This is a genomic window from Streptomyces sp. ICN903 (assembly GCF_022015835.1).
In the GTDB taxonomy this organism is placed as follows: Bacteria; Actinomycetota; Actinomycetes; order Streptomycetales; family Streptomycetaceae; genus Streptomyces; species Streptomyces fenghuangensis.
The window spans coordinates 1-23,997 of record NZ_JAKMAY010000060.1 but is presented as its reverse complement, the minus strand read 5'-3'; the positions used below and the strand labels follow the sequence as shown (position 1 = coordinate 23,997).

General features: G+C 75.5%; 19 protein-coding genes. 11 read left to right on the top strand and 8 right to left on the bottom strand.

Going from position 1 to position 23,997, the window contains the following annotated elements; genetic code table 11:
- Positions 1–548, bottom strand: a 548-nt coding sequence (locus L7D48_RS08930; RefSeq protein WP_237878430.1) for a TerD family protein, incomplete at its 3' end; no start/stop codon positions are given.
- A 187-nt stretch (positions 549–735) separates the two neighbouring features.
- Between L7D48_RS08930 and L7D48_RS08925 the strand changes: the two genes are divergently transcribed.
- Both L7D48_RS08925 and L7D48_RS08920 read left to right on the top strand, forming a co-directional pair.
- Positions 736–1,200, top strand: a complete 465-nt coding sequence (locus tag L7D48_RS08925) for a DUF6643 family protein (RefSeq protein WP_237878429.1) — start codon at positions 736–738, stop codon at positions 1,198–1,200.
- A 37-nt stretch (positions 1,201–1,237) separates the two neighbouring features.
- A complete protein-coding gene (locus L7D48_RS08920; RefSeq protein WP_237878428.1) occupies positions 1,238–2,065 on the top strand; it encodes an MOSC domain-containing protein in 828 nt (275 codons plus the stop codon).
- Between the two features lie 348 nt (positions 2,066–2,413).
- On the opposite strand, the gene L7D48_RS08915 is transcribed toward L7D48_RS08920, so the two are convergent.
- Complete coding sequence (locus tag L7D48_RS08915) at positions 2,414–3,733, bottom strand: helix-turn-helix domain-containing protein (protein WP_237878427.1); 1,320 nt, start codon at positions 3,731–3,733, stop codon at positions 2,414–2,416.
- Between the two features lie 273 nt (positions 3,734–4,006).
- Between L7D48_RS08915 and L7D48_RS08910 the strand changes: the two genes are divergently transcribed.
- A complete protein-coding gene (locus L7D48_RS08910; RefSeq protein WP_237878426.1) occupies positions 4,007–6,385 on the top strand; it encodes a phosphoketolase in 2,379 nt (792 codons plus the stop codon).
- Positions 6,386–6,434: 49 nt separating this feature from the next.
- On the opposite strand, the gene L7D48_RS08905 is transcribed toward L7D48_RS08910, so the two are convergent.
- Entirely contained in the window at positions 6,435–7,373 is a 939-nt protein-coding gene (locus tag L7D48_RS08905; RefSeq protein WP_237878431.1) for a universal stress protein, read from the bottom strand.
- Between the two features lie 346 nt (positions 7,374–7,719).
- On the opposite strand from L7D48_RS08905, the gene L7D48_RS08900 reads away from it, so the two are divergent.
- Together L7D48_RS08900 and L7D48_RS08895 are read left to right on the top strand one after the other, a co-directional pair.
- Entirely contained in the window at positions 7,720–8,304 is a 585-nt protein-coding gene (locus tag L7D48_RS08900) for a hypothetical protein (RefSeq protein ID WP_237878425.1), read from the top strand.
- 165 nt (positions 8,305–8,469) lie between these two features.
- Positions 8,470–10,926 carry a right-handed parallel beta-helix repeat-containing protein gene (locus L7D48_RS08895; RefSeq protein WP_237878424.1) on the top strand — a complete coding sequence of 819 codons (2,457 nt, stop codon included), beginning with the start codon at positions 8,470–8,472 and terminating at the stop codon, positions 10,924–10,926.
- Positions 10,927–10,967: 41 nt separating this feature from the next.
- Here L7D48_RS08895 and L7D48_RS08890 read toward each other — a convergent pair whose 3' ends face one another.
- Entirely contained in the window at positions 10,968–13,442 is a 2,475-nt protein-coding gene (locus tag L7D48_RS08890) for a hypothetical protein (RefSeq protein WP_237878423.1), read from the bottom strand.
- A 244-nt stretch (positions 13,443–13,686) separates the two neighbouring features.
- On the opposite strand from L7D48_RS08890, the gene L7D48_RS08885 reads away from it, so the two are divergent.
- From L7D48_RS08885 to L7D48_RS08875, 3 genes are all read left to right on the top strand, one after another.
- The gene (locus L7D48_RS08885; RefSeq protein ID WP_237878422.1) at positions 13,687–14,553 is read left to right on the top strand and encodes a DeoR/GlpR family DNA-binding transcription regulator; all 867 of its coding nucleotides are present in this window, start codon (positions 13,687–13,689) and stop codon (positions 14,551–14,553) included.
- Between the two features lie 371 nt (positions 14,554–14,924).
- Entirely contained in the window at positions 14,925–15,284 is a 360-nt protein-coding gene (locus L7D48_RS08880) for a hypothetical protein (protein ID WP_237878421.1), read from the top strand.
- A gap of 188 nt (positions 15,285–15,472) precedes the next feature.
- Positions 15,473–15,946, top strand: a complete 474-nt coding sequence (locus L7D48_RS08875) for an ATP-binding protein (RefSeq protein WP_237878420.1) — start codon at positions 15,473–15,475, stop codon at positions 15,944–15,946.
- 61 nt (positions 15,947–16,007) lie between these two features.
- Here L7D48_RS08875 and L7D48_RS08870 read toward each other — a convergent pair whose 3' ends face one another.
- A complete protein-coding gene (locus L7D48_RS08870; RefSeq protein WP_237878419.1) occupies positions 16,008–17,240 on the bottom strand; it encodes an ROK family protein in 1,233 nt (410 codons plus the stop codon).
- A 410-nt stretch (positions 17,241–17,650) separates the two neighbouring features.
- Here L7D48_RS08870 and L7D48_RS08865 point away from each other — a divergent pair, with 410 nt between their 5' ends.
- Positions 17,651–18,439 (top strand): AfsR/SARP family transcriptional regulator, encoded by a 789-nt coding sequence (locus tag L7D48_RS08865; RefSeq protein ID WP_237878418.1) that lies wholly within the window; start codon positions 17,651–17,653, stop codon positions 18,437–18,439.
- Positions 18,440–18,635: 196 nt separating this feature from the next.
- Here the strand turns inward: L7D48_RS08865 and L7D48_RS08860 are convergent, their stop codons facing one another.
- Entirely contained in the window at positions 18,636–19,361 is a 726-nt protein-coding gene (locus L7D48_RS08860; protein ID WP_237878417.1) for a TetR/AcrR family transcriptional regulator, read from the bottom strand.
- A 171-nt stretch (positions 19,362–19,532) separates the two neighbouring features.
- On the opposite strand from L7D48_RS08860, the gene L7D48_RS08855 reads away from it, so the two are divergent.
- Positions 19,533–20,024 (top strand): nitroreductase family deazaflavin-dependent oxidoreductase, encoded by a 492-nt coding sequence (locus tag L7D48_RS08855; RefSeq protein WP_237878416.1) that lies wholly within the window; start codon positions 19,533–19,535, stop codon positions 20,022–20,024.
- Positions 20,025–20,061: 37 nt separating this feature from the next.
- Here L7D48_RS08855 and L7D48_RS08850 read toward each other — a convergent pair whose 3' ends face one another.
- The gene (locus tag L7D48_RS08850; protein WP_374491747.1) at positions 20,062–21,228 is read right to left on the bottom strand and encodes a geranylgeranyl reductase family protein; all 1,167 of its coding nucleotides are present in this window, start codon (positions 21,226–21,228) and stop codon (positions 20,062–20,064) included.
- 212 nt (positions 21,229–21,440) lie between these two features.
- Between L7D48_RS08850 and L7D48_RS08845 the strand changes: the two genes are divergently transcribed.
- On the top strand, positions 21,441–22,805 hold the full coding sequence (locus L7D48_RS08845; RefSeq protein ID WP_237878414.1) for a dipeptidase: 1,365 nt from the start codon (positions 21,441–21,443) through the stop codon (positions 22,803–22,805).
- A gap of 53 nt (positions 22,806–22,858) precedes the next feature.
- On the opposite strand, the gene L7D48_RS08840 is transcribed toward L7D48_RS08845, so the two are convergent.
- The gene (locus L7D48_RS08840; RefSeq protein WP_237878413.1) at positions 22,859–23,941 is read right to left on the bottom strand and encodes an NUDIX hydrolase; all 1,083 of its coding nucleotides are present in this window, start codon (positions 23,939–23,941) and stop codon (positions 22,859–22,861) included.
- Between the last annotated feature and the right edge of the window lie 56 nt (positions 23,942–23,997).

The window sequence follows — 23,997 nt, the reverse complement described above, 5'->3', positions numbered from 1 at the left end:
GTGGCGGGGGCCGGCGGCGTCCGGGGCTCGTCGACGGTGATCCCGAAGTCGGTGGCGAGACCGGCCAGTCCGCTGTCGTACCCCTGCCCGACGGCCCGGAACTTCCAGGCGCCCTGCCTGCGGTAGAGCTCGCCGAGCACGAAGGCGGTCTCGACGGTGGCGTCCCGGCTGTCGAACCGGGCGAGTTCGGCTCCGCCCGTGTCGAGCACCCGCACGCACAGTCCCGGTACCCGGCCGAAGTCCCCGCCGTCGGCGGAGGCGGCCACCACGATCCTCTCGACGGCGGGCTCGACGCGGGCGAGGTCCACTGCGAGGGTGTCGGTCACGGCGCCGCCCGCCGCGCGCTTTCCCTCGTGGCGCACGGCGTCCGAGGCATGGCGCGCCTGGTTGTGGAAGACGAGGTCGCCGTCCGAGCGGACCCTGCCCGAGGAGGCCAGCAGCAGCGCCGAGGCGTCCACGTCCGGCACCCCGGGCCCGGTGCGCCAGCCCACCTCGACCCTGACCGAGTCCGCGGGAACCGGGACGTTGGCGCCTTTGAGCATGGTCATGCTTCCCTCTTCCGTGACCGGGCCGTCCGCACCCGCCGTGCTCCGCCGGCCTCCCGGCCCCCACGGAGGCGGAATGGCCGTTTTCTCCGTCTTTGGCAGCAGCCGCGGCCGATGACCGCGCAGAGCCCGTCAAATGACCTTCTTTTCGCTCTCCCCAACCAGCACATCGTGGGCTTAACTTATGAGTATGACGTCCCCCCGCAGCACCTATGGCGGTGGCTACTACAGCGCGCCGTCCTTCGCTGACACCCCGATCTACGACAGCCTGGTCGCCGAGCGGGGCACCCCTCAGATCGCGCCCATACGCGTTCCGGCGTCCCCGTACGAGACCTCGGACCACCTGCCCGCCCTCCCGGCCGCGCTGCCCGCACTGCCGTCGGGGCCCTCCTACCAGCCGCAGCCGGCGCGGAGTTACCCGGCCCCGGCCTACCAGCAGCCCGCGCCGGTGCAGCAGCCCGCGCCGCTGCAGCAGGCGCCCGCGCCGTACATCCCGCAGCAGGCGGCCGCGCCGCGCGGCGGATACGGCTACCCGCAGCAGCCGCAGCCCCAGCAGATGCGTCCGGTCGCGGCCCGCCCGGCGCCCGCCCAGAGCCCGTACCCCGGCTCCTACGACGAGCCCTACGGCCACTCGTACCAGGGGCGTGGTTACTGACCCGCCGACTGTCCGACCCGGGTGGCAGGATGGGCGTATGACCACGTCCACGCTGGCCGCGCTCAACCTCTACCCGGTGAAGTCGTTCGCGGGCGTCGGCACCGCCCGTGCCGTCGTGGAGCCATGGGGACTGTCGGGGGACCGGCGCTGGATGGCGGCCGGTCCCGACGGCGCACCGCTCACCCAGCGCGGACACCCGCGCCTCGCGTCGGCCGCCGCCGAGCCTCTGCCCGGCGGCGGTCTTCGGCTGTCCGCCCCCGGGATGCCGCCGCTGACCGTCGAGGTGCCCGACCCCGCCTCGGGCACCGAGGTGTTCGAGGTGTGGAACACCAAGGTCGAGGCGGTGCCCGCGTCCGGCGAGGCGCACGACTGGCTGACGGAGTATCTGGGGACGAAGGCGCGGCTGGTCCACATGGACGCGCCCGAGCACCGGCGCCCGGTCACCTCCTCGCACGGCCGCCCGGGCGAAACGGTGAGCCTGGCCGACTCGTTCCCGGTGCTGCTCACCACGGTGTCGTCACTGGACGCCCTCAACCTGCTGATAGAGCAGGGGGACCATCCGGACGAGGGTCCGCTGCCGATGGACCGCTTCCGGCCCAACGTGGTCGTCGAGGGCACCGCTCCCTGGTCCGAGGACGGCTGGCGCCGTATCCGGATCGGCGAGGTGTCCTTCCGGGTGGCCAAGCCCTGCGGCCGCTGCGTGGTGACCACGACCGACCAGGCCACGGCCGAGCGGGGCAAGGAGCCGCTGCGCACCCTGGCCAGGCACCGCCGTTTCGGCGACCGGCTGCTGTTCGGGCAGCTCCTCGTCCCCGAGAACACCGGCACCCTGCGAACGGGCGACCCTTTCGAAGTCCTGGACTGACCGGGCACGGGCGGCACGACGGGGCCGGATGGGGCCCCGCGTCCGCGAGGTCCCCACCGGGTGCCGTTCGTCCTGCTCGCCGTCAAGCAGGCCGTGCGGCCCCGCCGTGCCACCCTGGCCGTCCGGGAGAGGAGCGCCGCTCCACGCCCCGCTCCCGGGTGCGCACCGCCCGAGCGCGGGCGGCCCCTCCCGGCGCCGGCGGCCACGGGGTGACAGGCCCGGGCAGGGCCCGGACGCCGCCGGGCGGCCGGGAGCCTTTCCGAAGGCGTCCCCATGGAACGGAACACGAAAGGCTCCGCCGCATCGGTCCGCCCGCGGGCGGCCGAACGGCGAAGGCGCAGCGCCACGTTAGGCAACGGGGGGTTGCGGGAACGTTGCGCCCGGGCGTCGCGGGAAGCCCGGGCCCGGCGGAGGGTCGATTCCGTAGACCTCCCGCAGAGCCCTCAGCCGGGCGCCGGGCACCGCCCTGACCGCCGGAGGCAGCGCGCCGACCAGGGCCTCCCAGGCCTCCAGGTCCTCCTCCCCCCAGGGGGTGCGCACCCAGGTGTCCAGCAGTTCCGGATCCCGGCGGGCGATCAGTGCCCTCCGCAGCCGGTCCTCCAGCATCCGCCGCATCCGCGCCACCCCGGGCGCCTCGGACAGCGGCAGCAGCGGACCGCGGTAGGCGGCCAGCGCGGTGGACAGGTCGCCGGTGTCCAGCGCCTCGGCGACCGTGTCGCAGTCGGTGCGCACCCGGGCGGTCAGGCGGTACGGGCGGGAGGCCAGCAGCGGGCCCAGCACTCCGCGCAGCCGCGAGAGTTCGGCGCGCAGGGTGACGGGGCTGACGTCGCGTTCGCCGTACAGCTCCAGGGCGAGCCGGCCGCCGGACAGCCCGTCGGGGTGGGAGGCGAGCAGCAGCACGATCTCGCTGTGCCGCGCCCCCAGCCGTATCGGGGCCTCGGACCGGCCGGTGTGGAGCAGGGCGCCGTCGCGGCCGAGGACTTCCAGCAGACGGGCCGGAGCGGTGGCCGGGAGGAGGGAGGCGAGCTGGGCCTCGGCCGCCCGGGCGGTGGCCTGGACGAGGGCGAGGCTGTGCGGTGAGGCGAGGTGGTCGCCGCCGGTGATGTCCACGGCGCCCAGCACCCGGCGGGTGCGCGGGTCGTGGACGGGGGCCGCCGCGCAGGTCCAGGGCTGGACGGGGCGGCAGTAGTGCTCGGCGGCGAAGATCTGCACCGGGTGTCCCAGCGCGAGTGCGGTGCCGGGGGCGTTGGTCCCCGCGTGGGGCTCGGACCAGCGGGCACCGGGGACGAAGTTCATCCGCTCCGCGCGCCGTCTGACGTCCGCGTGGCCCTCCACCCACAGCATCCGGCCCTGCTCGTCGCAGACCGACAGCAGATGGGCGCCGTCCTCGGCGATGCCGCCCAGCAGTTCCCGGAACAGCGGCATGACCCGGCCCAGGGGGTGCTCTCGGCGGTGGGCGGCCAGGTCGTCGTCGGTGAGGTCCACGGAGGCCGTGCGGTCCGCCGGTACCGACGCCCTGGCCGAACGCCGCCAGGAGTCGGCTATCAGGCCACGTACGGGCGCGCCGACCGCTCCCCCGGCCAGGAACGCCTCGTGGGCGCGGCGCACGGCCCCGGCCCGTTCGGCCGGGTCCGCGCCCGCCTCCAGCGCCAGCCATTGTCTGAACACGCCGCCATCGTGCTGCCGGGGAGGGCGCCGCGGCAACCGGACGGCGGGGCGCGGAGTGTCGCGTACGGGGGTTCGTCACGGCGCGCGGCCCCCGTCCGGGCGGCGTGTACGGGTGTGGCCGACCGCGTGCAGGGGACACGGGCCACGGGCGCCGCATGCCCCGCGGGGCTTTGAAGCCTCTCGGAGGCCGCCCGGTCCGCGGACCGGGCGGCGGTCCGAGTGACGGCCCCGGGCGGTGACCCGGGCCACGACCGAACCACGACCGGAGGTTCCATGCAGACGCACCCCCAGCTCACCGACCGCGAGTGCGCCGAGCTGGACGCGCACTGGCGCGCCATGAACTACCTGGCCGCGGGCCAGCTCTATCTCCGGGGCAATCCGCTGCTGCGCGAGGAGCTGCGGCCCGAGCACGTCAAACCGCGGCTGCTGGGCCACTGGGGCACCTGTCCGGGCCTGGCTCTGGTCTATACCCATCTGAACCGGGTGATCGGCGCCCGCGACCTGGAGGCGCTGTGCGTTTGGGGGCCTGGCCACGGCGCGCCCGCGGTGCTGGCGGGGAGCTGGCTGGAGGGCACCTTCGGGGAGCTGTGGCCCGGCATGGGGCGCGACGAGGCGGGGATGGCACGGTTGTTCGAGCGGTTCTCCTCCCCCGGCGGACTGCCCAGCCACACCTCCCCGGTGGTGCCCGGCTCGATCCAGGAGGGCGGGGAGCTGGGGCACTGCCTGTCCCACGCCTACGGGGCCGCCCTGGACAACCCGGATCTGGTGGCCTTCTGCGTCGTCGGGGACGGCGAGGCGGAGACGGGGCCGCTGGCCGCCTCCTGGCATTCGAACAAGTTCCTGGACCCGGTGCACGACGGCGCGGTGCTCCCCGTCCTGCACCTGAACGGCTACAAGATCGCCAATCCGGCCGTGCTGTCCCGCATCCCCCACGAGGAGCTGGACGCCCTGCTGCGCGGCTACGGCCACGAGCCGCTGTACGTGACGGCCGCCCCGGACACCGGTGCGGCCGAGGTACACCGCGCCCTGGCCGCCGCCCTGGACACGGCGCTGGAGAGGATCGCCGCGATCCGGCGGGCGGCGCGTGAGGAGGGGGTGGCCGGGCGGCCCCGCTGGCCGGCGATCGTGCTGCGCACCCCCAAGGGCTGGACCGGGCCCCGGGAGGTGGACGGCGACCCGGTGGAGGACACCTGGCGCTCCCACCAGATCCCGGTGAAGGACGTACGCGACGATCCCGGCCGGCTGCGTGTGCTGGAGCGGTGGCTGCGCTCGTACCGGCCCGAGGAGCTGTTCGACGGTTCCGGCCGCCCCCTGCCCGGCGTGCTGGCGCACGTACCGCGCGGGGAGCGGCGGCTGGGGGCCTCGAAGCACGCCGACGGCGGCCGGCTGCGGCGACCGCTGCCGCTGCGCGGCCCGGAGGCCTTCGCGGTGCCGGTGGACGAGCCCGGTGCGTCCTCCCACGAGCCGACACAGGTGCTGGGCGGCATGCTGCGGCAGGTCTTCGAGGACACCGCCCAGCGGCGCGACTTCCGGCTGACGGCCCCGGACGAGGCCGAGTCCAACCACCTCCAGGACGTCCTGGAGGCCACGCCCCGCGCCTGGCAGGGCGACTCGCTCGCGACGGACCGGGGCCTCGGCGGCCACGGCCGGGTGATGGAGGTGCTCTCCGAGCACATGTGCCAGGGCTGGATGGAGGGCTACACCCTCACCGGCCGGCACGGGCTGTTCACCTCCTACGAGGGGTTCTCCACCATCGTGGCGAGCATGGTCACCCAGCACGCCAAGTGGCTGCAGAGCGCCCGCGAGGTGCCCTGGCGGGCCCCCGTCCCGAGCCTGAACTACCTGCTGACCTCGCATGTGTGGCGGCAGGACCACAACGGCTTCTCCCACCAGGATCCCGGCTTCGTCGACCACGTGCTCACCAAGAGCCCCGACGTGGTGCGCGCCTACTTCCCCCCGGACGCCAACACCCTGCTGTGCGTGGCCGATCACGTGCTGCGGACGACGGGCACGGTGAACGTGGTCGTCGCCGGCAAGCAGCCCTGCTTCGACTGGCTCGGGCCGGAGCAGGCCCGCGAGCACTGCGAGCGCGGCGCCGGGGTGTGGGAGTGGGCCGGGACCGAACGGCCGGGACGGGAGCCGGACGTGGTGCTGGCCTGCGCCGGGGACGTGCCCACCCAGGAGGCGCTGGCCGCGGCCTCACTGCTGCGCGAGCACCTGCCCGAACTGGCGCTGCGGGTGGTGAACGTCGTGGACATCGCCCGGCTGATGCCCGCCTCGAAGCACCCGCACGGGCTGCCGGACGCGGAGTTCGACGCGCTGTTCACCCGTGACCGGCCGGTGGTCTTCGCCTATCACGGCTATCCGTGGCTGGTCCACCGGATCGCCCACCGGCCCGGCCTCCACGACCGGCTGCATGTGCGCGGCTACCGGGAGAGCGGGGCGACCACCACCCCGTTCGACATGGTGGTCCGCAACGACCTGGACCGCTACCGGCTGGTCATGGACGTGATCGACCGGGCGCCGGGGTTCGCGGAGCGGGCCGAAGGGCTGCGCGAGTCGGTGCGGGAGGCACGCGAGCGCCACCACGGCTGGATCCGCGAGCACGGCACCGATCTGCCCGAGGTCGCCGACTGGAGCTGGCCGGGCTGACGGGCCGGGACCGGGCTGGAGCCGGGGCCGGGGCCGGCGGCACGGGCGGTCAGGCCGCCGTGGGAACGAGCACCACGGGGCAGTGGGCGTGGTGCAGCACCGCGTGGGTGACCGGGCCCAGACGCATGCCGAAGAGGCGGTGGCGGCGGTGCGCGGCCAGGACGACCAGGTCGGTGGCCGCGCTGGCCTCGACCAGCGCGTGGCCGGGCCCGGCGTACACCGTCTCGGCCCGGGCGTCGACGTTCGGGTACGCCTCGCGCAGCCCGGCGACGGCGTCCACCGGCACGCTCTCCTCGTAGCGGGCCTGCTCCTCGGCGATCTCCTCCAGCACCCGGGTCGGCGGCGGCACCATGACGCCGGGGTAGACCGGCAGCTCCCAGGCGTGCAGCACGAGCAGTGCCGCCGCCCGCCGCTCGGCCTCCTCGAAGCCGTAGCGCGCCGCGTCGGTGTCCGTCCCGTACTCCACGCCGACGACCACGGTGTGCCGGGGGCGCTCGTTGTCGCCGCGCACGACCATCACAGGGCCCTCGATGTGCGCCGCCACCCGCAGGCTCACCGAGCCCAGCAGCAGCCCGGTGAAACCGCCGTGGCCGCGGGTGCCGACCACGGTGAGCGCGGCCCGGCGCCCGGCGCGCACCAGCGCGGCGACGGCGTTCTCCTCCACAGCCGACGGCCTGACCTCCAGCCCCGGAGCGCTCTCCCGGGCCCGCTCGGCGGCCGACTCGGCGATCCGCCGGGCCTGCCGGGCCAGCGCCCGCCGGTGCTCCTCGTCGGCCGTGCGGGCTGCCTCGGTCTCCTCGGCGGCATCAGGGGCGCCAGGAGTGCCGGGACTGCTGCCGGGCGCGAGCCGGTGGGCGGACGCGCCGCACAGGACCTCCAGCGGTGCGCCCCGCAGCACGGCCTCCTCCACCGCCCGGTCCAGGGCGCGCAGGGAGTGGTGCGAGCCGTCGACGCCGACCACGACGGGGAGTTGGGCGGAACGGTTCACTGTCTTCAAGTCTCCCTGGGCGGGCGGTCCGCACGGACCGCGGCGGGTGTACGGGGCCCGTTCCCCCGCCGTGGGCGGACCGGGCCCCGGTGTCCCCGAAGGGCGCCATACCGGTCGGGGGCGCCCGGGTACCCTCTCCACCTCCTTCTTTCACTCCTTCCGGGCCTGTTGGGCGGCTGTGCAGTGCGCTTCGGTGCCGATAAGCTCGGCCGTGGAAGAGAGACGGCGTCACCGGCTGTCCCGGCCTGCGGCCGGCGCGGTTCTTCGCGCCGCCGTCCTCTCCCCGTCCACCCGCTGCCGCGCGAGACCGGGCGGGCGGCGACCGGCGGCGAGGGGGTGAGCGATCGTGCGAGCGATCGCCGGGCTGTGGCGGTGGCGGGGAAACCCGCTGTACCGGACCACCGACCGTGTGGAGGGCTGGCTGGCGCTGGCCGCCGTCCTGCTGATGACCGTGGGCACGCCCGCCGTCGCGCTGTGGGGCACCCGGACCGCGCACGAGACGCTGATGGGCGTCGTGCGCGAGCAGCAGCGGCAGCGGCACCAGGTGTGGGCGACGGTGGCCCAGAGCACCCCGCCCGTGGCCGACGGCCCCGAGGCCGAGTCCGGCCACCGGGTGAACGCCACCTGGACCTCGGTCGACGGCCGCACCCACTCGGGCACGGTCGTCGCCGACCGGCCGACCGAGCCCGGTGACCGGCTGCGCGTGTGGGTGGACGCCGGTGGCGAGATCGCCGCACGCCCGATGGACGCCGCCACCGCCTCCTCGCACGCGGCTCTGGCCGGATTCGGTACGGCGGTGGCCGCGGCCGGTCTGGTGGAGAGCGCACGGCGGCTGCTGGTGCGGCGGCTGCTGGCCCGTCGCTACGCGCGCTGGGCACAGGAGTGGGCCCGGGTGGGCCCCGACTGGGGGCGTACCGGAAGGTCGAACTGACGCCATTCCGGCCCGAATCGGGCCAGGGCAGACACGCGGAGGGCCCGCCTGCGCCGTGGCGGGCGGACCGGTCATCCCATCGGTCCGGCACACGCTACGGTGGTGCATCCGGATGCGCGCGGCAGCGCGATCGAGGTTCGCACGAGGTTTGGGGCAAGGCGGTCCATGGCACAGGGCTTGGTCCAGGTGACGCACACCAGCTCGTCGCGGTGGCGGCGCCGAACGGGAGACTACGCCACCATCTCCGCAGCCCTCCTCGCCGCCGGTGACGGCGATGTGCTGACCGTCGCCCCCGGCACCTACCGCGAGAACCTGGTGATCGAACGCGCCGTCACCCTGCGCGGCCCCGAGCGCCCCGACGCCGGCTCGGTGCGCCTGGCCCCCGCCGACGGGGTGGCCCTGACCGTACGCGCCGCGGCGGTCGTACGCGACCTCCAGATCGAGGGCCAGGACGCCGCGGCGCCCGCGCTGCTGGTCGAGGACTGCGTGGCCGAGCTCTCCGGGCTGCGGGTGGTGACGCGGTCGGCCTCCGGCATCGAGGTGCGTTCCGGGGCCCGGCCGACCCTGCGCCGCTGCACGGTGGACAACCCGGCCGGAGTGGGCATCGGCGTCGGCGGGGGCGCGGGCGGGCTGTTCGAGGAGTGCGAGGTGGTCGCGGCCGGGCAGTCGGGCATCGCGGTGCACGAGGGCGCCCATCCCCGGCTGGAGCGCTGCCGGGTCCACCACGCCTCGGGCGCGGGGCTGTCGCTGTCCGGGGAGGGCAGCGCGGTGGACGCCGTGGGCTGCGAGGTGTACGAGATCAAGGGCGCGGGGATACGGGTCGCCTCCCGGGCGGTCGGGAACCTCACCGAGTGCCGGGTGCACCGCACCTCCGCCGACGGCGTCACCCTGGACACCGACGCGGTGCTCACCCTCGCCGACTGCGAGATCCACGACATCCCGGAGAACGCGGTCGACCTGCGCTCGCGCTCGGTGCTGACGCTGACCCGCTCCACGGTGCGCCGCTTCGGCCGCAACGGCCTGTCGGTGTGGGACCCGGGCACCCGTGTGGACGCCAACGGGTGTGAGATACAGGAGAGCACGGGCGACTACCCGGCGGTGTGGGTCAGCGACGGCGCCTCGGCGCTGTTGGACTCCTGCCGGGTCCACGACGTGCCGGACGCGCTGTTCGTCCTGGACCGGGGCTCGCGGGCCGACGTCCTCGACAGCGATCTGGCGCAGGTGCGCAACACGGCGGTGTCGGTGAGCGACGGCGGGACGGTCCAGCTGGACGACTGCCGCATCCGGGAGGCCGCCACCGGCGCCTGGTTCCGCGACCACGGCAGCGGCGGCACACTGGCCAACTGCACGATCGACGCCGCCGGTACGGGGGTGATCGTCACCAAGGGCGCCGATCCGGAGATCGACCGCTGCACCGTGACCGATCCGGCGGAGGCGGGCTTCTACGTCTCCGCCGAGGGGCGCGGCACCTTCTCGAGCTGCCGGGTGACCGGCTCCGGCGGCTACGGCTTCCACGTGATCGACGGCTGCCGCACCACGCTGCGCCGCTGCCGCACCGAGCGCTGTGCGCGCGGGGGTTACGAGTTCGCCGACGGAGGGCCGGTCGTGGAGGACTGCACCAGCGACCGGAGTTCCGCGCCGGTCACGTCCGAGCCCGAGCCGCCCGCTTCCCCCGCCGTCCTGACCGCGGGTCTGCTGGGCGGCGTACCCCAGCAGTCGGCCGCCACGGCGCCCCCCGCGGCCCCCGCGCCCGCGACCGGTGGGGCCTCCTCCGGCGGGGCGCCCGGCGGACCGGCCGTGGAGGCGCGGCCGGCCAAGGAGGTGCTGGGCGAACTCGACGCGCTGGTCGGTCTGGAGAGCGTCAAGCGGGAGGTGCGGGCCCTCATCGACATGATCGAGGTGGGCCGCAGGCGCCGCGAGGCCGGTCTCAAGGCCGCCTCCGCGCGCAGGCATCTGGTGTTCACCGGATCCCCCGGCACCGGCAAGACCACGGTCGCCCGGCTCTACGGGGAGATCCTGCACTCCCTCGGGGTGCTGGAGCGCGGTCATCTGGTGGAGGTCTCCCGGGTGGACCTGGTCGGCGAGCACATCGGCTCGACGGCGATCCGCACCCAGGAGGCGTTCGACCGGGCGCGCGGCGGCGTGCTGTTCATCGACGAGGCGTACGCCCTCTCCCCCGAGGACTCCGGCCGGGACTTCGGCCGGGAGGCGATCGACACCCTGGTGAAGCTGATGGAGGACCACCGCGACGAGGTGGTCGTCATCGTCGCCGGCTACACCGCGGAGATGAAGCGCTTCCTGGAGACCAACCCCGGTGTGGCCTCCCGTTTCTCACGGACCATCACCTTCGGCGACTACAGCTCCGAGGAGCTTCTGCGGATCGTCGGGCAGCAGGCCGAGGAGCACGAGTACCAGCTCGCCGACGGCACGGCGGACGCGCTGCTGGCCTACTTCGCGGGGCTCCCCAAGGGGCCGACGTTCGGCAACGGCCGCACCGCGCGCCAGACCTTCGAGGCCATGGTCGAGCGGCACGCGGGCCGGGTCGCCCAGCTCGACGACCCGGACACCGACGATCTGACGCTGCTCCACCCCGAGGACCTGCCGCAGGAGCCGCGGCACTGACCGCCCCGGCGGCCCGTACCGGCCGCGGCCGGGCGGGGCGGCTAGCCGGCCGGACCGGCTCCGGCGCGCCGCTCGGGCCCCTGCTCGGGCCGCCGTTCGGACTGGGCCGGCACGCAGGGCGGCTCGTCCCCCTCGGCCAGGCGGTCCAGGCGGTCCAGCAGGGCCGCGCGCTCGGCGTCGAAGGCGGGATCGGCCTGGTAGTCGCCGTGACCCAGGATCGGCGCGGGCAGCGGGTGCTCGGGGGTGCGGCCGTAGTGCAGCGGATCCTTGAGCGGGCCGCGGTCCACCTCCTGCCCTCCGTCCTCCCCCGGCATCACCGGGCCGCCGATCGGATCGGTCAGGCGCCACAGGTTCCGCCAGCAGTCCACCTCCTCGCTCAGCGCTCGCATCGGAGCGGGGCCGAAGCAGGCCGGGAACCAGCGCCCGTAGAGCCGCTCCAGCGGGGAGCCGTAGGTGAGCAGGGCGACCCGGCCGCGGGTGTCGGGGTCGAGCTGCCAGACGGCGGCGGCGGCCAGCACGCTGCCCTGGGAGTGCCCGGAGATCACCAGCCGGCCGCCGGTGCGCGCGGTCCAGGTGCACATCCGCCAGGTGAGGTCCGGTACCGCGCGCTCGGCGTAGCAGGGCGGTGCGAAGGGGTGGGCGGCGCGCGGCCAGAAGGTGCCCACGTCCCACAGGATTCCGACGGTGCGGCGGGCGGCGGCGTCCCGGTAGGCGCGGCGGCCCATCGCCACCAGCAGCACCACCATGGCGCCCATCAGCCAGGAGCCGAGCCCCTGGACCGCCTGCGCCAGGGCGGGCAGCGGGCCGGGCCAGGCGGCCGCGGCCGGTCCCGGGGGCAGACCGGTGCGGGCCGCGCCCGCCAGGGCGCCGGCGCCCAGCAGCACGGTGGCGACGGTGACGGAGGCGACCAGGGCCGGCGCGGAGTCGGTCAGCCGCGCCCAGGCGACGACGCGGGCGATCCGGCGGCTGCGGGACTCCAGCTCGCGGGGCTCGCCCTCGTAGGAGTCGACGATCCGGGGTGTGAGCCGCCTGCGCGTCCGCCCCGCCCGTACCGCGGCGCCCAGCAGGAAGACCACCACGACCAGCAGCAGGACGGGGATCGCCGCCGCCTGCCAGCTCAGCAGCACCGGCGGCCCCGCTATGGCGCCGCCGGCCACACCGGGGGTGCCGCCCTTGTCCAGCCAGTCCGCCACGCGCTGGGCCACCCCTCCGGTGAGCACTCCGCCGAGCGCGCAGGCCAGTAAGGCGACCGCGGCGCCGCCCAGCCCGCCCATGGCGCACCGCCCGGCGCACGAGCCCGGGGGCGAGGCCCGGTGCAGGACGTAGGCGGTGACGGCGATGGCGGCGGCCAGCGCGCCCTGGAGGAGGGCGAGCCAGGCGAACACGCCGGTGCCCGGCAGTTGGGCGGAGGAGGTCCAGCCGGGGCGCGGCCAGGCGGCGTACACGGCGGTCAGCGCCAGCGCGCCCAGCGCGGCGCCCGGCAGGACCTTCGAGGCCCACCGGTCGATCCGCTCGTCCGGCTCTGACTCGGTGCGGCCCTTGCGGACCGCGACCAGCACGGTCGCCGCCCAGCCCGCCACGAGGACGGCGGCCAGCACCCGCCCGAAGGTCTGCGGTGCCGTGCCGCCGCCGGGGCGCATGTCGTGGGCGGCGGCCGCGGCCAGCAGGGCGGTGGCGACGGTGAGCAGTCCGGCCGCGGTGTGGGCGGCGCGCAGCCGGGAGACCAGGCGGCGGCCGTACCAGAAGCCCGGCAGGGAGAGCGCGGGCCGCTCCCCGCCGGGCAGCGGCCGGGCCGGACCCGGCGGGCGCGGGGGCGGCGAGGCGGACTCGTAGGCGCTCCAGGTGCGGTGCGACAGCCACCACAGCAGGGCGGTCAGCGCGGCGGGCACCAGCGCGGCCAGGACCAGGCGGCGGCCGGGCGACGCCCACCAGCCCTCGGTGAGCGGTCCCAGCCAGGACTTGCCGCGCGCGCAGCGCTCGGAGGCGGCGCACTGCCAGGCCACCAGGTCGAGCGCGACCTCGCAGGCCGCGGCGGTGAGCAGCACGGTCAGGGAGAGCGCCAACAGCCGCACCAGGACGTCGTAGACCCGCTGGCCGCGGTGGCGGGCGGGAGCGGCCGGGCGCATCCAGTGGGCGAGGTTGGCGACCATGAACGGCAGCAGGAGCAGCCACAGGGCGCGGGCGCCGTTGCCGGAGGTGAGGTTGGACCAGCAGTACGCCTCGGGGATCGGCCGCTGCCTGACGCGGTCGGCCGACGGCCCGGTGCGGGGGTCGGCCGACCGGTCCGCGGTCAGGCCGCCGGAGTACCCGTACTCCCCGAAGCGGCTCTCGGCGTCCGCGTCGTCGGTGCGGCGGTGGATGCCGGCGGTGTCGTCGCCGGTGATCCGCACCGTGCGCGGGTCGCCGAGCATCTCCTGCGGTGTGGTGCCGCCGACTCCGTGCACCAGGAGTTCCAGCGCCGGTTCCCCCTGGTCGCCGCGCTGTCCCGCCGGCGGTGCCGGCCGGTTCTCGGGCATGCTGCGCTCCCCCGATCCGGTGTGTCCCCGTTTCCCGCGGGGTACCCCGCGGCGGCATCCAGGATGGCGGTTGCGGGGCCCAGCGCGCAGCCCGACCGGCCCGCCCGGGCGTCACGATCGTGCTTCGGGACGCACCGCGGCCGCGTGGAAGGATGGGACCGAACAGATGCCCGTATCCGCGCACACGGCCGCGCGGGCGAACACGTGCGCGGCCGCCGGTGGACGAGAAGGGACGGACCAGCAGGTGGGCGACAACCAGAACCTCCTGGCGGAGCAGCGGCGCGCGCTCATCCTGGAGGAGGTCAGGCGCCGCGGCGGGGCGCGGGTCAACGAGCTGACCCGAAGGCTCAACGTCTCGGACATGACCGTGCGCCGCGATCTGGACGCGCTGGCGCGGCAGGGCGTGCTGGAGAAGGTGCACGGCGGGGCGGTGCCGGTGCCGGGGGCGAGCACGCACGAGCCGGGTTTCGAGGCGAAGTCGTCGCTGGAGCAGCAAGCCAAGGAGGACATCGCGCGGGCCGCCGCGGCGATGGCGGCCCCGGGCGGCGCGATCGCGCTCTCCGGGGGCACGACGACGTACGCGCTGGCCCGCTGCCTGCTGGACGTGCCGGATCTGACGGTGGTGACCAACTCGCTGCGGGTCGCGGACGTCTTCCACACCGCGCAGCGCGCGGACGCCTCGCGGGGCGGCCGCCCGGGGGCGGCGACGGTGGTGCTCACCGGCGGGATGCGCACCCCCTCCGACTCCCTGGTGGGACCGGTGGCGGACGCGGCGATCGGCTCGCTCCACTTCGACGTGCTCTTCCTCGGCGTGCACGGCATATCCGCCGAGGCCGGGCTGTCCACGCCCAATCTGGCCGAGGCGGAGACCAACCGCCGTCTGGTGCGCTCCGCGCGGCGGGTGGTGGTCGTCGCCGACCACACCAAGTGGGGGACGGTGGGACTGAGTTCGTTCGCCTCCCTGGCGGAGGTGGACACACTGGTGACCGACGGCGGCATGCCGGAGCGGACGCGCGCGGAGATCCGCGAGGCGCTGCCGGAGCTGGATCTGGTGGTGGCGGGCGGGGGGCCCGGCGAGCGGGCCGGGCACCTGCGGGAGGAGCGCCCCTGACACGCGAACCGGAGCGGGTCGGCGCCGGCTTCGCCCGTACCGCCCCCGTGCGGCCGGTGCTCACCGTGCGGCCGGTGTTCACCGCACGGGCCGCCGCGCCGCCGGAGGCCGTCCACGCCGTGCCGGCCGGCACCGAGGGCCGGCCGCGCGTAGCGCCTGCCGCGCGGCACTCGCGGGACGCGTGCTGCGCGGCGCGCGTACCGCAGTACGCGTAGTGCGTTACGCGCACCCTGGCGCGTCGGGCCCGGCGGGTGCAGACTTCATGACAGGGCAGGACAGGACGGACAGGGCAGCACCCGGTGGGGGTGGCGCCGGTGACGGCCCGGCCGTGGCGGCGGGCCGGCGGTGACGAAGGTGGGAGGCGTTGCGCTGTGGCGGAGCCCGAGTTCAGTGCCACCGGGGTGCGGATAGCGCGGTGGCTGCGGTCCCTCACCCGGGCCGGGCAGATCGTCGTCCGCGACGGGCGGATGGTGCTGCTGACCAGTTACGGCCGGGAGATCGACAGTGCGCCGGTTGAGCAGGTCCGCGTCAGTGAGCCGTGGTACGCCGCGCGCGGACGGGCCCTGGCGGCCCTCAACGGCACCTGGTACGCGCTGCGCCTGAAGGGGCAGACGAGCGACGGCCTGGTGGCCGCGCTGCGCGGTGCCCGCGCCCGGTCGGGCAGGGCGCCGGCGAGGTCCGGTGCCCCGAAGATCGCGGCGGAGCGGCGCCCGGCCCCGGCCGACGGCTGAGGCGTCCGGGCCCGGGGGGCCGGGGTCCGGTGGGCGCTCGCGGGGCGCACCCACTCGGAAAGAGTGCCTGATTTGCGCCTTTTGTCCATCTGAATCACGCTGAAGTCTGTGCCGTAGCGGCCGTCAGTGCGCCTGACGCTCTCTCCTCCGTCGTCCGGACACCCCAACTCTCCCAGGGAGCCGCAGTCGTGATCAGTCACCCCAGCACGTCCGGCCGGCAGCGGACGGTGGAGTTCCAGGCCCTTCCCTCCAGGGCCGGCCAGATCCGCCGCATCGTGTCGGCCCTGCTGCGTTACTGGAAACTGGACCCCCTCGTCGGCCCGGCGGCCGACGGCGTCGCCGAACTGCTGGCGGGATCCCGTCGGCAGGCGGGCGCGGACGGGCGCTGCACCGTGGAGATCGCGCTGCTGCTGGACCGGTTGACGATCTCCGTACGCGACCACCCCCCGCAGCTCTCCCCCGCCCACGCCCTGGGGGCGTTCCCGATGGGCGGACCGCAGCCGGCACCGGGCGGCCTCGCCGCCGGCGGCGAGGCCGCCCGGATCACCCTGCCCGTACCGGCACCGGCCGCACCGGCGCCCGCCGCTCCGGCCGCTCCGGCCCCGGGGGCGGCTCTCCCACCGGACCGCCCGGCCCGGCCCGGACCCCTGCAGCGCGCCTGACGGGTGCCGGGGCCCCCTCGGAGCCCCGGCCCCGGTGCTCTGGCGCCCCGGGAGACGCCGATCAGCCCCGCGCCACCGTCATGGGGTCGTCCAGGACCGGCTGCCAGGCCAGTTCGGCGGCGCCCACCAGGCCGCTGTAGTCCAGTTCGCAGGCGAGTACCGGCACCTTGCCGCTGCGCCCCCACAGACTGCGCTCGGCGATGACGCTCCGCAGCCGCTCGGCGTCCGCCTCCAGCAGCGCGCGGTGCAGCCCTCCGAGGATGATCCGGTCCGGGTCGAGGATGTTGACCAGGCCGGCCAGGCCCAGGCCGAGCCGGTCGATGAGCAGGTGCGCGGCGTCGCGTACGGCCGGGTCGGTGGCGTACTCGGTGCGCAGCAGTTCCAGGGCGCGCTTGAGCAGGCCGGTCTCCGGACCGGGCTCCCGGCCGGCGGCCTCCAGGAAGGCCAGCGGGTCGGTCTCCACGTCCAGGCAGCCGCGCCCGCCGCAGTGGCAGGGCCTGCCGTCCGGGTCGACGGTCAGATGGCCGACCTCCAGGGCCAGCCCCGAACTGCCGGTGTGCAGACGGCCGTCGAGGACGAGCGCGCCGCCGACGCCGCGGTGCCCGGTGGCCACGCACAGCAGGTCGCGGGCGCCGCGGCCCGCGCCGTGGCGGTGCTCGGCCAGGGCCACGAGATTGACGTCGTTGGCGGCGAAACCGGTCGCCGGCGCATCGGCGGACGGCCCGGTGACACCGGCCTCGGCCAGGCAGCGGGTGAAGATCTCCCGCACCGGCGCCCCCGGGGGCCAGGCCAGGTGCAGCGGGTTGAGGGCGGTGCCCTCCGGCTCGGCGACGGCGGAGGGCACCGCCAGGCCCGCGCCCAGGCAGCGCCGCCCGGTCTCGCGCAGCAGCCCGGCCCCGGCGCCGACGACCTCGGTGAGGACCTGGGCCGGATCGGCCTCCACGGTCACGGCGCCGGGCACGGTGGCGACGATCCGGCCGCCGAGCCCGACGAGGGCGGCGCGGAACCCGTCCGCGTGCACCTGGGCCGCCAGGACCACCGGGCCCTCGGGGTCGACCGACAGCCGATGGGAGGGGCGGCCCTGTGAGCCGGCGGCGACGGCCGGCCGGGAGTCGACGGTGATCAGCCCGAGCGCCTCCAGCTCCGCGGCCACGGCTCCGGCGGTCGCCCGGGTCACACCGAGCTCCGCGGTGAGCACGGCGCGGGTGGGCGCGCGTCCGGTGTGCACGAGTTCCAGCGCCGGGCCGAGGGCGCCGCGGCCTCTCTCCAGCTTTGCAGTACGCGTCGGGGTCACCGTCCCATTCTGGCTTTGTATCCACGGCGAACAAAGCCGGGTGGTCCGACCGCGGCCAACGGACCGGAGCACACCCTGGCACACTGCCTCCAGCCGGGTGCGTTCCGTCCTCTCCCGCGTCCTGTGTGCGGCGGCTCGGGGTCCGCCCCGCGGATCCCCCCGTCTCCGGCGGCGGACGTGTGGCCGCCCGGGGTCGCGGCCACCCTGCCTCGCGCGGTCCCGCGCCGCCTCGCGCCGCGGACCCGGCCGCCGTACGGGAGAGGTCACCGCCGGGGGAGGGCGCGACCCGCCCGCCCGCGGCACACCGGCTCCGCCCTCCGGCGGGGCGGCGCGGAACACCGGCCTTCGCGGGAAGATCCACTGGAACGCCGTCCAGGACGTAGGCTCAATGGGGCGGTGAGGGAGGGCACATGGCTGAGGGTCTGCGATTCGAACTGCTCGGTCCGCTGCGCGCCTTGCGCGAGGGGAACGAGGTGCCGCTGGGGCCGCCCCGGCAGCAGGCGGTGCTCGCCGTCCTGCTGCTGCAGGAGGGGCGGCCGATGTCGTACGACGCGCTGGTGAGCGCGGTCTGGGGCTGCGAACCCCCGTCGCACGTACGGAACCTGGCCCAGAAGTACGTCTCCGGTCTGCGCCGGGCCTTCGCCGCGGCGGGCGAGGGCGGCTCGTCCCCGGAACTGGTGTGGACCGGCAGCGGCTACCGGCTGGAGAACGCCGGGATCGACGATCTGGCGGAACGGCGGACGCTGCTGCGCGAGGCGCTGTCCGCGCGCGAGTCGGGCGATCTGCACCGGGCCGGCGCGCTGGCGAGGCAGGCGGAGGAGCTGTGGCGCGGCGAGTTCGCCGAGGGCCTGGCCGGCCCCTACCTCGACGGTGAGCGGCGCCGCTGGGCGGAGAAGCGGCTGATGGTGCTGGAGACCCGGCTGGAGGGCGACCTGGAGCTGGGCCGGTACCGCGAGTGCGTCCACGAGCTGACGCGGCAGGTGGCCCGGCATCCGCTGCGCGAGCGGCTGGTGGGGCTCTCGATGCTGGCGCTGTACCGCTGCGGCCGTCCCGCGGAGGCGCTGGCGGCCTACGAGGAGGCCCGGACCCGGCTCATGGAGGAGCGGGGGGCGGAACCCGGCCCCGCCCTGCGGGAGCTGCACGCGCGGATCGTGCGCCAGGACCCCACGCTGCTGCCGGAGTCGGCGCTGGCGTCCTGAGCCCGGCACGGCCCGCCTCCGGGGGAGGGGGCGGGATCCCCCCGGCCGCCCGCGGCCGGGGCCGTGCCAGTCGGGGTTCGCCCGCTGACGGGGCTCCCCCTGGCTTCGCCGGAGGTGTCTTCCGGGCACGCGCGATCGCAGGACGGCCGGAAACCGCGTGCGGCCTGTCCTGCCCGGGCTTTCGGCCGGCGCGGCGCTAGGAGCCCTTCCCGGAGCCGGTCAGCCCGACGGCGGCGGCGAGCCGGGTGACGGCGTGATCGAAGAACTCCTCGCGGGCGTTCACCAGTTGGTTGAACTGGCCGAACACCTCGAAGCCGATCAGGCCGAACAGCTGGGCCCAGGCCGCGACGAGCCTCGCGGTCACGGGGGCGGGCAGGTCGAGGCCGAGCAGTTCCATGAGCCGGTCGGCGTCCTCGGCGACGGGCCCGGGGACGGCCGGCGCGGACGCGCCGTCGGCGGGTTCGCTCAGGGCTCCGGCCGCCCGGGCGTCGCGGACGACGACGATCAGGGCGAGGCCGACGCGCGAGGCGGGGGCGACGGTGCTCCGGGGCGCGGAGTAGCCGGGCACGGGCGAGCCGTAGATCAGCGCGTACTCGTGCGGACGGGACAGGGCCCACTGCCGTACGGCCCGGCAGACCGCCCGCCAGCGGGCGACCGGCGCGTCGCGGTCCGCCGCGGCCAGGGCGCGTTCGGCGGTGGAGCCGATGGCGTCGTAGGCGTCGATGATCAGCGCGGTCAGCAGGTCGTCGCGGCTGGGGAAGTACCGGTAGAGCGCGGAGGAGACCATGCCCAGTTCGCGGGCGACCGCGCGCAGCGAGAGCCGGGCGGCACCCTCCTCGGCGAGCTGTCTGCGCGCCTCTTCCTTGATGGCGGCGGTGATCTCGGCACGGGCCCGTTCCCTGGCTCCTCGGATCGCGTTCATGGGGTCAGTCTGCCAGCTCCGGAAGCACCGCACGGAAAGGAGAGCACCGCTCTTGCACGGACACGGACGGCGTGTGACACTGATCCGGAGAGAGAGCAGTGATCTCATTTTGGAACGCCTCTCACCCCTGTCGTCCCGCACGACCCGGAGCCCTCGCCCAGGAGGCGGACCATGACCGCACAGCCGCACGGCGGATCGCAGCCGGTGCCCCGCACCGCGCCGCACTACAGGAAGACCGGGGTGCTCACCGACCACGTGTTCAACAGGCTGGTGGCCTGGCTGATCCGGCGTGGCGTCGGCCCCGCCGGATCCCGGACCCTGGCGGTTCGGGGGCGCAAGAGCGGCGAATGGCGCACCACTCCCGTCAACCCTCTGGAGTTCGAGGGCGCCCGGTACCTCGTCGCGCCGCGCGGGCACACCCAGTGGGTGCGCAACCTGCGCGCGGCCGGCGGCGGGGAGCTGCGCATCGGCCGACGCGTGGACCGTTTCACGGCCGTGGAGCTGCCGGGCGAGGAGAAGCCGGCCGTGCTGCGGGCCTACCTGAGGAAGTGGAGGTGGGAGGTCGGCGCCTTCTTCGACGGCGTCGGACCGGCCTCGAGCGACGAGGAGCTGCTGGCCGTGGCCGACCGGCACCCCGTCTTCCGGATCACCCGGGAGGGATGAACCGGTGACCGGGGTGCCGGGAAGCGGCGCTCGGCGCTCAGCGGTCCATCCGCTCCAGGGCCCGCTGGGCCAGGGGATGGGTACGGACGAGCTCCCCGAGGGTGGTCGTCCCCCGGGTGATCCTCGCGAAGGCGTTCCACGCCGGGCGGAAACCGGTGAGCACCGCGTGCAGCAGCTTCGGACGGCGGGCGAAGACGGCGTGCATCCGGCTGCCCACGCCCATCTCCACGCCCAGCCCCGACTTGACGGCGAAGGCGTAGTTGAGGGCCTGGCGGCGGGCGTCCACCGCGTCGTGCGCCTCGGCGACCCGTACCGCCCACTCCCCCGCCAGCCGCCCGGAGCGCAGGGCGAAGGAGATGCCCTCGCGCGTCCAGGGCTCCAGCAGCCCGGCCGCGTCGCCGCACACCAGGACCCGGCCCCGGGTCAGCGGGGAGTCCGCCGAGCGGCAGCGGGTCAGGTGCCCCGATGAGATCGCGGGCTCGAAGCCCGCGAGCCCGAGACGGGCGATGAAGTCCTCCAGATAGCGCTTGGTCGCCGCGCCCTCTCCGCGGGCGGAGATCACCCCCACCGTGAGCGTGTCGCCCTTGGGGAACACCCAGCCGTAACTGCCGGGCAGCGGGCCCCAGTCGATGAGGATGCGCCCCGCCCAGTCCTCGGCCACCGACGGCGGCACCGGGATCTCGGCCTCCAGCCCGAGGTCCACCTGATCGACCTTCACCCCGACATGGGCCCCTATCCGGCCGGCGCTGCCGTCCGCGCCGACCACGGCGCGGGCCAGGACGGTGCGGCCGTCGGAGAGGACCACGGCCACGGTGCGCCGGTCGGGGACGGCGGGGCCGTGCTGCTCGACGCGGGCGACGGCGGCTCCCGTCCACAGCTCCGCGCCGGCCTTCTGCGCGGACTCCACCAGCGCGTGGTCGAACTCGGGCCGGTTGACCAGCCCGAACAGCATGTTCCGGGAGCGCCGGGTACGGGCGAACCTGCCGTCCAGCGAGAAGGTCACCGCGTACACCCGGTCACGCAGGGGCAGTTCGAAGCCGGGCGGCAGGGCGTCCCTGGAGGGCCCGATGATGCCTCCGCCGCAGGTCTTGTAACGGGGGAGTTCCGCCTTCTCCAGGAGCAGGACCCGGCGCCCGGTGACGGCCGCGGCGTACGCCGCGGAGGCTCCGGCCGGCCCCGCTCCCACCACCACCACGTCCCACACCGAATCCTGCCGGTCCGTGCCCTCGGCGCCCTCGGCGCTTTCCCTGCTCACGTGTGTTACCGCTCCCGCTCGGCCGCTTCCGGTTATCGCCGCATCCTAGTGCCGCGTCCCCCCGAACCCCCTGTGGGATCATCGGCACCACACATCCGCCTGTACGTACGGTGATCCCGCCCACAGGCACACAACGCAGCACCACGAAGGAGCGTTCCCCCATGGCGCACGACGCATTGGCAGCCACCGTAGCCTCGCTGATGCCCCGGGCCCGTACCGAGCTCGGCGAGCTGGTGGCCTTCAAATCGGTCGCCGACCCGGCCCAGTTCCCGCCCGAGGAGTGCGCGGGGGCGGCCCGGTGGGTGGCGGACGCGCTGCGCGCCGAGGGCTTCACCGACGTGGCCCTGCTGGACACCCCGGACGGCACGCAGTCGGTCTACGGCTTCCTGCCCGGCCCGGCCGGCGCCCCCACCGTGCTGCTGTACGCCCACTACGACGTGCAGCCGCCGCTGGACGAGGAAGCCTGGCTCTCCCCGCCGTTCACGCTGACCGAGCGCGACGGACGGTGGTACGGGCGCGGCGCCGCCGACTGCAAGGGCGGCTTCATCATGCACCTGCTCGCGCTGCGCGCCCTGAAGGCCGACGGCGGGGTGCCGGTGAACGTCAAGGTCATCGCCGAGGGCTCCGAGGAGATGGGCATGGGTGGCCTGGAGCTCTACGCCGAGGCGCACCCGGAGCTGCTGGCCGCCGACGCCATCGTCATCGGGGACTCCGGGAACTTCCGCGCCGGGCTGCCGACCGTCACCGCGACGCTGCGCGGGATGACCATGCTGAAGGTCCGGGTGGACACCCTGGAGGGCAATCTGCACTCCGGGCAGTTCGGCGGCGCCGCCCCGGACGCGCTCGCGGCCCTCATCCGGATGCTGGACTCGCTGCGCGCCGAGGACGGCTCGACGACCGTCGACGGACTGTCCTCGGACGCCTCCTGGGAGGGCCTGCAGTACCCGGAGGAGGACTTCCGCAGGGACGCCAGGGTGCTCGACGGGGTGGAGCTGATCGGCTCGGGCACCGTCGCCGACCGCATCTGGGCCCGCCCCGCCGTCACCGTGCTGGGCATCGACTGCCCGCCCGTGGTCGGCGCCACCCCGTCGGTGCAGGCGAGCGCCCAGGCGCTGATCAGCCTGCGGGTGCCACCGGGCACGGACGCCGCCGAGGCCACCGGGCTGCTCACCGCCCACCTGGAGTCCCACATCCCCTGGGGCGCGCGGCTGACGGTGGAACAGGTGGGCCAGGGCCAGCCGTTCAGCGCGGACACCACCAGTCCGGCGTACACCGCGATGGCCGAGGCGATGCGCGAGGCGTACGACGGCGCCGAGATGGCCACCGCCGGCATGGGCGGCTCGATCCCGCTGTGCAACACCCTGGGCAGGCTCTACCCCAAGGCGGAGATCCTGCTGATCGGCCTGAGCGAGCCGGAGGCGCAGATCCACGCGGTCAACGAGAGCGTCTCCCCGGACGAGCTGCGGCGGCTGTCGGTGACCGAGGCGCTGTTCCTGCGCAAGTACGCCGAGGCCGCGCTCGGCTGACCGGCCGCCGGCGCCGGGCGGCCGGGACCAGCGCACCGCGCTGGTCCCGGCCGTCACGCGCCGACCGGTGTGCCCGCCTCCAGGTTGAGCGTGACGCCCCGCTCGCGTGCCCGCAGCGCCCAGCGCAGCCGCTCCATCCGCACCGGGGGCAGCATCCCGGCGGCCTCCCGCTCGGTGGCGAAGCGCCAGCCGCGCAGTTCCGAGCCGGGCAGCAGCAGGTCGCGGGCGGCCGCGGTGGTCAGCCGGCCGCCGTCGAAGAGCAGCCGCAGACCGCCGTAGCCGGGCGGGCGGGGCGGCTCCCAGTCGACGACGAGCAGCCTGAGCGCGGTGTCCAGCCGCAGCCCCAGTTCCTCGGCCACCTCGCGCAGCCCGGCGCGGGCGGGCGGTTCACCGGGCTCGACCACCCCGCCGGGGAACTCCCAGCCGGGCTTGTAGGTCGGATCGACCAGCAGCACCCGGTCCGCCTCGTCGAAGAGGAGGACCCCGGCCGCCACTGTCTCCGCTGTCGGTTCCGGGGTCTGCACGATGTCGCAGGCGCCTTCCCCGGCACGTACCGCCTCCGCCACCTTCTCGGCGGTCTGCCGGGGGGTGAGGAAGGTGGCGTCGACGGTGTGCGCGTCGGACCGGAGCCAGTCCGGCACCCGGTGGCGGACGGCCGGGCCCCGGTCCGGCTCCGGGCACCGGCCGTCCGCCGCGGTGTCCAGGGCGCCGAAGGCACGGCCCTCGCCGCTCCCGCCGTCCCCGGATGTCTCCCCGGCCTCCCCGCGCCGGGCGGCCCGCTCGCGGAGGATCGTTTCCTCCACGTCCAGGAGCACATGGCGCACGGGGATGCGGCGAGCCGCCAGTCCGCCGAAGACCTCGTCGCGGTACTCCTGCCGCAGCAGCGTCATCGGCACCACCAGGGTGCCGCCCACCTCACCGTGGACGGCGGCGGCGGTGTCCACCACCAGCCGCCGCCAGGCGGGCAGGTCCTGGCAGTCCGACACCTCGTCCAGGCGTTTGCGCGGCAGGAGCGCGCGCAGCCCCGCGCCGATCAGGCCGGGGTCGAAGAGGTGGCTGTCCGGGAGCAACTCGACCAGCTCACGGGCCGTCGTGGTCTTGCCCGCGCCGAAGGCGCCGTTCAACCAGACGATCACGGTTCCCCCCATTCCGTCGTCCCCGGTTCACTGCCCGCTCCACCCCGACCCGGAAA